The 10,689-nt window shown below is 71.6% G+C and carries 10 protein-coding genes; 5 read left to right on the top strand and 5 right to left on the bottom strand.

Annotation, left to right across the window (positions count from 1 at the left end; translation table 11 throughout):
• Positions 1-146 precede the first annotated feature (146 nt).
• The 3 genes from ACZZ9K_RS17415 to ACZZ9K_RS17405 all read right to left on the bottom strand — a co-directional run bounded on the left by ACZZ9K_RS17415 (position 147) and on the right by ACZZ9K_RS17405 (position 1,504).
• Positions 147-581 carry a hypothetical protein gene (locus ACZZ9K_RS17415; RefSeq protein ID WP_138803037.1) on the bottom strand — a complete coding sequence of 145 codons (435 nt, stop codon included), beginning with the start codon at positions 579-581 and terminating at the stop codon, positions 147-149.
• A gap of 96 nt (positions 582-677) precedes the next feature.
• Entirely contained in the window at positions 678-1,151 is a 474-nt protein-coding gene (locus ACZZ9K_RS17410) for a DUF6264 family protein (protein WP_395876601.1), read from the bottom strand.
• Positions 1,124-1,504 carry a DoxX family protein gene (locus ACZZ9K_RS17405; protein WP_027465186.1) on the bottom strand — a complete coding sequence of 127 codons (381 nt, stop codon included), beginning with the start codon at positions 1,502-1,504 and terminating at the stop codon, positions 1,124-1,126. The genes ACZZ9K_RS17410 and ACZZ9K_RS17405 overlap by 28 nt, the downstream gene beginning before the upstream one ends.
• A 90-nt stretch (positions 1,505-1,594) precedes the next feature.
• Between ACZZ9K_RS17405 and ACZZ9K_RS17400 the strand changes: the two genes are divergently transcribed.
• Positions 1,595-1,927, top strand: coding sequence for a hypothetical protein (locus tag ACZZ9K_RS17400; RefSeq protein WP_463444721.1), 333 nt, complete (start codon positions 1,595-1,597; stop codon positions 1,925-1,927).
• 7 nt (positions 1,928-1,934) lie between these two features.
• On the opposite strand, the gene ACZZ9K_RS17395 is transcribed toward ACZZ9K_RS17400, so the two are convergent.
• Positions 1,935-2,435, bottom strand: coding sequence for a DUF427 domain-containing protein (locus ACZZ9K_RS17395; protein ID WP_071247210.1), 501 nt, complete (start codon positions 2,433-2,435; stop codon positions 1,935-1,937).
• A 216-nt stretch (positions 2,436-2,651) separates the two neighbouring features.
• On the opposite strand from ACZZ9K_RS17395, the gene ACZZ9K_RS17390 reads away from it, so the two are divergent.
• Positions 2,652-4,064, top strand: a complete 1,413-nt coding sequence (locus ACZZ9K_RS17390) for an amino acid permease (protein WP_111110622.1) — start codon at positions 2,652-2,654, stop codon at positions 4,062-4,064.
• A gap of 7 nt (positions 4,065-4,071) precedes the next feature.
• Here ACZZ9K_RS17390 and ACZZ9K_RS17385 read toward each other — a convergent pair whose 3' ends face one another.
• The gene (locus ACZZ9K_RS17385; protein ID WP_463444720.1) at positions 4,072-5,073 is read right to left on the bottom strand and encodes an AraC family transcriptional regulator; all 1,002 of its coding nucleotides are present in this window, start codon (positions 5,071-5,073) and stop codon (positions 4,072-4,074) included.
• 436 nt (positions 5,074-5,509) lie between these two features.
• Between ACZZ9K_RS17385 and ACZZ9K_RS17380 the strand changes: the two genes are divergently transcribed.
• The 3 genes from ACZZ9K_RS17380 to ACZZ9K_RS17370 all read left to right on the top strand — a co-directional run bounded on the left by ACZZ9K_RS17380 (position 5,510) and on the right by ACZZ9K_RS17370 (position 10,577).
• Positions 5,510-8,968, top strand: a complete 3,459-nt coding sequence (locus ACZZ9K_RS17380; protein WP_463444719.1) for a DEAD/DEAH box helicase — start codon at positions 5,510-5,512, stop codon at positions 8,966-8,968.
• 75 nt (positions 8,969-9,043) lie between these two features.
• Positions 9,044-9,835, top strand: coding sequence for an HNH endonuclease family protein (locus ACZZ9K_RS17375; protein ID WP_463444718.1), 792 nt, complete (start codon positions 9,044-9,046; stop codon positions 9,833-9,835).
• A gap of 76 nt (positions 9,836-9,911) precedes the next feature.
• Entirely contained in the window at positions 9,912-10,577 is a 666-nt protein-coding gene (locus tag ACZZ9K_RS17370) for a GOLPH3/VPS74 family protein (protein ID WP_138803031.1), read from the top strand.
• The last annotated feature ends 112 nt before the right edge of the window (positions 10,578-10,689 follow it).

Here is a 10,689-nt window from a genome sequence, read left to right as displayed (position 1 = left end):
GACGATGAGCCCGACGCAGATGGCGCACGCGGTGCAGATCAACTCGGACCCGGACCACTACGCGAAGTCGTGGCCGCAGGCGAAGGCGATCGTCGAGGAGCTCACCGGCCAGGACGTGCCGGACGCCGCGCCCCAGGGCTGACCACTCACGAGGCCACCGGCTGCGTGTCCTCGTCGAACTCGACGATCGCGGCTCCGCCGGAGTGCACGACGACCTGGGCGCGGAGCCGGATCGTGTGCTCGTCGAGGGCGCACGCACAGGCGTCGACCCACTCCCAGTCCACCGGGTAGAGCCGGTCCGCGTCGGGGCGCTCCCACACGAGCACGACGTCGACGGCCCCGAGCTGCGCCACGATGTCCGCGATCAGGGCCGCGAAGTCGTCGACGTGTTCGTCCGGGGAGTACGGCAGGTCGGCGATCGGCAGCAGGAACGGGATCGACATCCCACGGTCGTCGAGGAACAGCACCCAGCACTGCCGGCGCAGCGGTCGTTCGACGACGGCTTCGACGAGTCGGACGACGTCGTCGTCGGTACGGACGGGTTCACGGATCAGGCGGTCGAGCATCTCGGTGTCAGGCATGGCTCCAGCGTGTCGGTCCGACCGCCGCCACCGAGGCGCACGCCGGCTTCTGTGGAGAGACGCCCGGCACTCCCCCGCCTGTGGAGGAAGAAGCGCCTAGATGCCGTGCGTGACCGAGCTGTCGACGAGCAACAGCGAGGCGAAGAACACCGCCACGATCGCCGCCATGCCGACGAGCACCACCGGCCAGGTCAGCCGCCGCCGCACGAGCCGCAGCACACAGACCGTGATCGTCGCGACCAGGACCGCCGCCACGACGATCGGCCCCACGACGACGACCGAGTCCCCCAGCGTCTCGTTGCACGTGTTGCCCGGCGCCCCGCACGACACGAACGCGAGCGACATCAGCCGGATCCCCCACCCCGCTGCCAACGCGCCGACCGTCAGCACGACGAGCAGGGCGGTGGAGGCGACCAGGTCCGCGACGCGGCTGCGACCTGCCAGGGGGTGGCGGGCCTCCCGACCGAAGCGTGACGGGCCGGACCCGAGCGGATCCGGACCCGCGCCGGGGGCCGGGCCACTCTGGCGCGCGGGCGCGCCCATCAGGAGCGCCGGCCGCGCGTCGACCAGAGGGCGAGCGCGATGAGGACGGGCTGACCGAACAGGCGGACGAAGCGCTTCTCGTCGCTGTCCAGACCGAAGGCGTCGCGACGGTTCACCCACTGCGACAGGTTGCCGGGGAAGATGACCGTGAAGAACAGGGCCGCGACCGAGCCGACGAAGCGGCGGGCCGGCTTCGGAGCGAGCACCAGGGCCGAGCCGAGCGTGATCTCCGCGACCCCGGACGCGAGCACCGTCGTGTCGTCGTCCAGGGGGACGAAGTCGGGCACCTGCGCCGTGAACTCCTTGCGCGCGAAGGTGAGGTGGCTCGTGCCCGCGACGACGAGGGCCAGGCCGAGCAGGACGCGGAAGAAGGAACGCATGCCTCCATGGTGCCCGTTCCCGCGATCGGGTGCCCGCGCTGCGCGACCTGGACGTGCTCGAAGCGAGGTTCACTCGCTAACATGCGGTCCATGGGAGCAGTTGCTCGTGACCACGAACCGCCGGCAGCCCCGGCGACCTTCGCGGTGCTGCTCGGACCGGTCGCGTTCTACCTCGGCATCATCGTGCCCGCGCAGTCCACCGTGCGGCACGTGCTGCTCGGTGCGGTGTTCGGGCTCGTGTGCGTGCTGAGCGGCTGGCGGGCGATCCGGATCGCCGGGCGTCGGCGCGCGGTGCAGGTGTGGTCGTGGATCGGCATCGTGATCGGGACCGCCGGGCTCGTCATGCTCGTCTGGCAGGTGCTCGTGATCGTGACCGGGGGCGCGTTCCCGCCGCCGTTCTGGTCGCCGTACGCCAGCCGCTGACGCGGGGTCACCAGCCGAGCGTGCCGGGCGCGCCCTTGAACGGTCCGACGATGTCCGCCGTGATCCAGCCGCCGTAGAAGTCGCCGTCCTGCGCCTGGACCCGTTCGCCACCGACCTCGCACGAGTCCATCGCCGACGGGTAGATCGCCACGCGTTCCCGCAGCGACTCGTAGCCGGGCACGGGCGTCGGGTAGTTCCAGGCGGCACGGCTCGCGACCGTCCCGTCGCCGCCGACGACGTCGAAGTAGCGCGCCAGGCCCTTGAACTCGCACATGCTCGAGCCGGGTGCCTTCACGAGCGCACCCTCGGCCAGGTCGGCCATCGGCAGGTAGTAGACCGGCGGGTGCGAGGTCTCGAGCACGCGGACGGCGTCGGTCGTGTCGGCGACGACCGTGCCGCCCAGACGGACGACGACGCGGGCGGTGACCCGCTCGACGGCGGGTGGGCGGGGGTAGTCCCAGACGGACTCCTGGCCGGGGCCGGGCTCGGTCCTCTTCGGGTGGCGCATGCTCCAGGTCTACGCCCGGTGTCTGCGGTGCAGCCGCGTGCGTGCCTCGCGCCCCCGACCTTTCGCGCTGAGCGACAGCTCACGGGCTCGGCGGCGCGAGAAGTGTCGTCCAGCGCGAAACTCCGCCCGGCCCCACCGCCGCGCACGCGCGCAACCAGCCGCCCGCGCCCCGCCCCCACCCGTGCGCACGACCGCCTCCGGGTGCACCATGGGCGGGTGACGACGACGACACGCACCCTGTTCCGACGGAAGCCCATCGACACGATCGATGACGAGGCCGGGGGCGAGGGCGGCCTGAAACGGCACCTCGGCCTGTGGCAGCTCACCGCGATCGGCATCGGCGGCATCATCGGTGCCGGCATCTTCACCCTCGCCGGCACCGTCGCGAACGGCGTCGCCGGGCCCGCGGTGCTGATCAGCTTCCTGGTCGCCGGGGTCGCGAGCGCCGCCGCAGCACTGTCGTACGCCGAGTTCGCCGGGCTCATCCCGAAGGCCGGCAGCGCGTACACGTACGGCTACGCGGTGCTCGGCGAGATCGTCGGGTGGTTCATCGGCTGGGACCTGCTGCTCGAGTACACGGCGATCGTGGCGGTGGTCGCGATCGGCATCTCCGGCTACGTGGGGTTCCTGGTCGGCCAGTTCGGCATCGACCTGCCCGCGTGGATGCTCGGCGCCCCGGGCACCGGTGACGGGCACGTGATCGACGTCTTCGCGATCGCCCTGTGCCTGCTCACCGCGTTCGTGCTCACGCGCGGCATCCGCAGCGCCGCGCGGTTCGAGTTCGTCGCCGTCGGCATCAAGGTGGCGCTCGTCGTGCTCATCGTCGTGCTCGGCGTGTTCCACATCAACAGCGCGAACTACTCCCCGTACTTCCCGTTCGGCTTCGGCGGTGTGATGACCGGTGCCGCGACGGTGTTCTTCGCGGTGTTCGGTTACGACGCGATGTCCACCGCGGCCGAGGAGTCCACCGACGCCCGCAAGCACATGCCGAAGGCGATCCTGCTGTCCCTCGGCATCTCGATGGTGCTGTACGTCCTGGCGACGCTCGTGCTCACGGGGATGCAGAAGTACACCGACATCGACCCGGCGTCGGGCTTCTCGTCGGCGTTCGCGTCGGTCGGGCTCGGTGGTGTCGCCAACGTCATCGCGATCGGTGCCATCGTCGGCATCGTCACGGTGCTCGTGACGTTCATGCTCGGAGCCTCGCGCGTCTGGTTCTCGATGAGCCGCGACGGCCTGATGCCGAAGTGGTTCGCGAAGACCGACCCCAAGCGGCACGTGCCGACCCGGGTGACCTGGATCCTCGGCATCGCGTCGGCGATCCTGGCCGGGGTGCTGCCGATCGGCGTGGTCGCCGAGCTCACGAACATCGGCATCCTGCTCGCGTTCGTGGTGGTGTGCTCGGCCGTGGTGGTGCTGCGCTACCGGCAGCCCGACCTGGACCGCCAGTTCCGGCTGCCGTTCATGCCGGTCATCCCGATCATCGGCGTCATCGCGTCGCTGTGGCTCGTGACGTTCCTGCAGTGGGAGACGTGGGTGCGGTTCGCGATCTGGTTCGCGATCGGACTCGGCGTGTACTTCGGGTACTCGCGGAAGCACAGCAAGCTCGCCGAGCCGGAAAAGCGCTGAGCGCCCCTCAGCGCCGCAACGTCTCCCGCGGGTACTCCCCGAAGCGGTTCGCGTACACCGAGGCGAACCGCCCCATGTGCGCGAAGCCCCACCGCCGGGCGACGTCCGCCACCGAGGTCGCCTGCGGGTCGAGGATCCGCAGTTCCTCGTGCACGCGTCCGAGCCGCACCTCGCGCAGGTACGTCATCGGCGAGCGCTCGAACGCCCGCTGGAACGACTCCTGGATCCCCCGGATGCTGAGCCCCGCGGCCTGCGCGATGTCGGCGACGGTGAGCGGTTCGTGGGCGTGCGCCTGGATGAACTCGACCGCGGCCCGGAGTCGTCCGTCGCTGCGGGCGCCGTAGCCCGCGGGGAACCGCTCGGCCTGCAGCGGGTACATGCGGAACAGTGCCCGGGCGACGTCGCGCTGCGCCTCGTGCCAGGCGAGGGACTCCTCGCCCTCCTCGCGCAGCGCACGGAGCGCGCCGGACACCGCGGTCCGCCACTGGCCCAGGGCTACGGCGTCAGGAGTCGTCGTGGTGTCGAACGCCATGGCGCCGTCGACCAGGTGGTCCTCGGCGGCGACGTCGAGCACCAGGTCACGGCGCAGGTGCACCAGGCGCTGGTCCCAGTCCTGGTACTCCATCTCGAACCGGCGCTCGACGGGGAACAGTGTCGGGACGCCGGGCTGCATGCGGACCTCGTCGCGGCCGACGTCGACGCGGGCCTCGCCGCGTTCGAGCCACTGGACGACGACCTCACCCTCGGTGGCGACGTCACCCCGCAGGTACCCGTGCATCTGGGAACGGCGGACACTCAGCCGTTCGTCACCGACACCGACGTACTTGAACCAGTAGTCCTGGTCGAGGGCTCGCGAGTACCAGGCCTTGCCCGCGTACATGCCGGCGAGCGAGCTGATGGCCTCGTCGGTGTCCTGACCGGCCACGGCGACGAGCGAACGCGGCGAGGTGGGGCGTGCAGCAGGATCGGAACCCGGAGCGGGCGCCTGCGACTCGGTCGTGTCGGTCATCGGAACACCTCTCTCTCCTGGAGCAGAGCGGTGTGGTCACCTCCGGGTGGACCCCGGCCTGCCCTCTCACGCTAGGGAGCAGCGGGTAGACGTACAACCGGGTTGCGCTCTGCGGCCTAACGGCCGGTCCAGCGAACCCAGCCGTGCACCTGAGCGGCCGCGCTCTCGAAGGATGAGTGCCCGCCGGTCAGCGAGTGGTCCGGGGAATCGACGGTGTACGTGTCGGTCCGGGTGATGTCGCACACGACCTCGGCGTCGATCCACCCGTTCCAGTGGTCGGCTGAGTCGCGTACCCACCGCAGTCGGTCCGGCATGAGGTTCCAATCGATTCCGTGGACCGCTGTCGTCGCGCTCCGAGTTGGACGGTAGTCCTGCCAGATGTCCGTCGCACAGGGTGGCGGCGGGGATCGTCGGTGGCGACTGGCACGATGGTCCCGTGCCTGCTGCCCCGATGATCGACGCCGTCGACGTCATCCGCTTCGTCGGGCCGCAGACCTTCGGCCGCGCACGCGACGTCGTCCGCGCCGGCCTGGTCGACGACGCCACCTGGCACGACGACGACGGCACGGTCACCGCGGTCGTGTCCGGCACCGCCGACGACCCGTACGAACTCCGCGTCGACACCACCCCCGCGCGCGGCGACTTCGTCCGCCCGGTCCGCAGCACCTGCAGCTGCCCGCTCGGCGGCGACTGCAAGCACGTCGCGGCCGCGCTCCTCACCATCAACGCCCGCGCCCTCGCCGCGAACGCCGGCCCACGTCCGGAAACGCCGGCTCCGCCGCCCTCGGACTGGAGGCACGACCTCGCCCGCCTCGCCGGTGACGACGAGCGGGTGCCCACCCCGCAGGGCACCCGGATGGGACTGCAGTTCGAGTTGCGTGACGCGGTCCCCGCCAAGCTCGCCTCGCGAGCCCGTGCGGCCGGCCGTGCCCTGCCCGCGCCGTCCCGCAGCGTGCGGCTCGGGGTCCGTCCGGTGACCCGCAGCGACGCCGGCAACTGGGTGCGCGGGCAGCTGACCTGGGGCACGCTCCCCTACTCGCAGAACCGGCTCGGCGTCGGAGCCGAGCAGCACGCCTGGTTCCTGCAGCTCGCCGCCCTGCACCGCGCCGGCCAGCTCGCGGGCCTGCCCGGTGAGAGCGACTGGCTGCACCTCGACGACTTCCGGAGCCCCCTGCTCTGGCCGCTCCTGCAGCAGGCCGCGGCGCTCGACATCGCGTTCGTCACCGGCAAGCGCGAGGGCGGTGCGGTGCTCGGCACGCACGCCCAGGTGCTGCTCGACGTCGCCCGGCACGACGACGCCGTGGTGATCGGCGCGAGTGCCGTGCTGGACGGCCGGCCCGTGGTGCCCGGAGCAGCGCGGATGATCGGCGACCACGGCGTCTACGTGTTCCGCGAGAGCCCCGAGTTCACGGTCGCCGTCGCCCCGACCCCGGCACCGGTGCCCGAGGACCAGCGCCGCATGCTCGTCGAGGGCACCCGGATCACCGTGCCGACCGCCGAGGTCGACGAGTTCCTGGCCGACTGGTCACCCCGGCTGCGCGGTGCCCTCGGACTCGTCAGCTCCGACGGCTCGGTGGAGCTGCCCGAGCGCACCCCGCCGGAGCTCGTCCTCACCGCGACCTTCGAGCCGGCCCGGGCGCCGCGCACCGACGACCGCGTGCACCTGCACTGGCGCTGGCACGTCGACGGCCGGAAGGACCCGGTGTCCCTGCACGGCCCGCTCCCCGACCTGTCCGGGCTCCGTGCCGCCGACGATCCGGCCGGCACCGACGGCCCGGACAGCACCGACGTTCCGGCCAGTACCAACGGCGCCCTCGTGGCGGACCCGGCCGCGGCCGTGGAACCGACCACGGCGACGACGTCGGACGACGACGCGACGCAGGCCGGGCCTCCCGTCCGCCCTGCCGGACCCGGTGGCGGACTGGACTGGTTCCAGGACGGCACCATCGACGGGGCCGACGTCGCGGTGTTCGCGAACGAGTTCCTGCCCGAGCTGCCGTCGCTCGGCGTCCGCACCGTCGTGCAGGGCGAGCGGCTCGACTACGAGCGGCTGAGCGGGCGGCCGCACATCCGGGTCACGACGATGCCGTCGGACAAGCACGACTGGTTCGACCTCGGCATCATCGTCAGCGTCAACGGCAAGCAGATCCCCTTCACGCCGCTGCTCACCGCGCTGGCGGGTCGGCAGCGACGGCTCAAGCTCGTCGACAACTCGTACCTGTCGCTGGCCGACCCCGCGTTCGACCGGCTCAAGGAGCTCATCGACGAGGCCCGCGACCTGGACGAGTGGGAGCCCGACCAGCCGATCGCCGTCACGCCCCTGCACGCCGGGCTGTGGTCGGAGTTCGACCTGCTGGCCGACGAGACCTCACACGACGAGCGGTGGCAGGCGATCGCCTCGGGGCTGCTCGGGGCGACTCCCCCGGGCGACGTCCCCGTGCCGGACACCGTGCACGCCGACCTGCGGCCGTACCAGCACGCCGGGTACGCGTGGCTGTCGTTCCTGGTGACGCACGGCATCGGCGGGGTGCTCGCCGACGACATGGGGCTCGGCAAGACGCTGCAGGTGCTCGCGATGGTCGCCGCCCGCCGTGCCGCGGAGCCCGACGCGCCCCCGTTCCTGGTCGTCGCACCGACGTCGGTCGTCGGCAACTGGGCCGCCGAGGCCGCCAAGTTCGTGCCGTCGCTGCGGGTCGCGACGGTGACCTCGACGTCGTTGAAGGACCCCGGGCTCGTCGCGCGGACCGCCGCTGCGTCGGACATCGTCGTCACCTCGTACGCGCTGCTCCGGCTCGACGCCCGCGCCTGGACCGACCTGCCGTGGTCGGCGCTGGTGCTCGACGAGGCCCAGTTCGTGAAGAACCCGCAGTCCCAGACCCACCGTGTGGCCTCGGAGCTGCAGGCACCGGTGAAGTTCGCGATCACCGGCACCCCGCTCGAGAACGGCCTGACGGACCTGTGGGCACTGTTCCACATCGTCGCGCCCGGGCTGCTGTCCACCTGGACCCGGTTCGGCGACGACTACGTGAAGCCCCTCGCCTCGCCCGAGCTCCGCGGCGAGGCCCGGCAGGAACTCACCGGGCGGCTGCGCCGACGGATCCGGCCACTCATGCTCCGCCGCACCAAGGAAGCCGTCGCGGCCGACCTGCCCCCGAAGCAGGAACAGGTCGTCCGGGTCACGCTCGACCCCGCGCACCGGGAGCTGTACGAGCGCACCCTGAACCGGGAGCGCCTGAAGGTCCTCGACCTGATCGACGACCTGTCGAAGAACCGGATGATCGTGTTCCGGTCGCTGACGCTGCTGCGGATGCTCGCGCTGTCGCCGACGCTGGTGTCGTCCGGGGCGTCTTCGTCAGACTCGGACGTCACGTCGGGATCGACCCCGATCCCCTCCGCCAAGCTCGACCTGCTGCTCGACGAACTCGAGCAGCTCGCAGCAGAGGGCCGTCGCGCCCTGGTGTTCAGCCAGTTCACCTCGTTCCTGCGGATGGTGTCCGACGCCCTCGACGCCCGGGGCATCGGCTACGAGTACCTCGACGGCTCCACCCGCAAGCGCCCGGAGGTCATCGAGCGCTTCCGGCAGGGCACCGCCCCGGCGTTCCTCATCTCGTTGAAGGCCGGCGGGTTCGGGCTCACCCTGACCGAGGCGGACACCGTGTTCGTGCTCGACCCGTGGTGGAACCCCGCCGCCGAGTCCCAGGCCGTCGACCGCACGCACCGCATCGGGCAGACCCGGTCGGTCAGCGTCCAACGGTTCATCGCCGAGGACACCATCGAGGAGAAGGTCCTCGCCCTCGCCGCCCGCAAGGCCGAGCTGTTCGCCACGATGATCGACGACGACGCCCTGTTCGCCGACGACCTGACCGCCGACGACATCCGCTCCCTGCTGACCTGATCCGCTGCGCACACCGCCGCACCACCGTTCCGCCCGCACCACCGTTCCGCCCCGCACCACCTGGAGTCCCACCGCATGACGTCCCGCCGACGCCGCAGCCGCATCACCCTGACCTCCGTCCTCGTCGTCCTGGCCCTCGCCGTCGGCGGGTACGCGTTCGATGCGTCCGGCGTCCTCGGGCCGGACGCCGACGCGGCGGGCACGACCGCGGCGGGCGGCCCCACGGCCGGGGAGACGACCACCATCGGACCGCAGCAGGGTTCGTCGGGGGCGACCCCCGCCTCCAGTCCGACCGTGAGCCGCGGAACCGACGCCGACGCGGTCCGCGCACGCACCCAGCTCGCCGACCTGCCCGTCAAGGGCAAGGCAGCCAGCACCGGCTACGACCGCACCGGCGACTTCGGCAGCGCCTGGCTCGACGTCGACCACAACGGGTGCGACACCCGGAACGACGTCCTCGCCCGCGACCTCGCCGACATCACCCGCGAGGGCCGCTGCAAGGTCCTCACGGGCACCCTCGTCTCCCCGTACACCGGTGCGACGGTGGACTTCGTGCGCGGCAACAAGACCTCGACGCTCGTGCAGATCGACCACGTCGTCGCGCTCGAGAACGCCTGGCGCACCGGTGCCCAGCGGCTCACCGAGACCGAACGGCAGGCGCTGGCGAACGACCCGGTGAACCTGTTCGCCGTCGACGGCCGGTCCAACTCGCAGAAGGGCTCCGGCGACGCGGCGACCTGGCTCCCCGCCAACAAGGCGTTCCGCTGCACCTACGTCGAGCACCAGGTCACGGTGAAGGCGAAGTACCGCCTGTGGGTGGCCCCGGCGGAGCGGGACGCGATGGTGCGGGTGCTGGACGCCTGCTGACGTCGAGCGGTCCGGCGCCGCTGGGTGTCGGCTCGGAGGCCCGGCGCACCTCCGCCCCGCGTGGCAGGCTGCGGGCATGGCTGAGCAACTCACGGTCCCACAGGCGTTCGCGCTCCTGCAGGTCGAGCCCGACGGACGCCACGCGCTCGATGGTTCGACGCTCGACACCGGTCTCGCGGGAGCGGTCCTCGCCGACCTCGCGCTGCGCGGTGCCGTCTCGCTGCAGGACGGACTCGTCACCGTCGTGAACGGCGCCGCAACGGGCGACCCCGTGCTCGACGGCGTGGTCGGCTCCATCGCGGCGGCCGGTGCACCACGCAAGGCGAAGTGGTGGGTGAGCCGACTCGGCAAGCGCCAGCTGCGCGACGACGTGTTCGCCGGACTCGTCGAGCGCGGCGTCATCAGCATCGAGCAGGGGAAGGTGCTCGGCCTCTTCCCCACCACGAAGCACCCGGAGCGGGACGGAGCCCCGGAGGCGCTGCTGCGATCCGGCATCGGGGACGTGCTGGCCGGCCGCGCAGGACCCACGCCGTTCTCCGCCGCGGTCATCGGCCTGCTCGACGCGACGTACACCCTGCGGAAGCAGTTCGGCGCCGTCGACAAGGACCTGGTCAAGCAGATCACCTCGGGCTCCTGGGCGAGCCCGGCGGTGAAGGCGGTACTCGAGGAGATCGAGGCCGCGACGATGGTCGTGATCATGGCGGCGACCATGGCAACGACGACCTCGATCGTCACGAGCTGAGGTCGGCAGCGTGATGGTGCGGGTGCTGAACGCCATCTGACCCGGCCGTTAAACGACAGGTGTAGTCTAGGTCTCTCGATGCAGATGCATCGATCGGACTCGCTGCCCCACC

Source organism: Curtobacterium sp. AC268 (assembly GCF_979258745.1).
The sequence above is the reverse complement of the archived record's forward strand: the minus strand, read 5'-3'. Positions and strand labels throughout refer to the sequence as shown.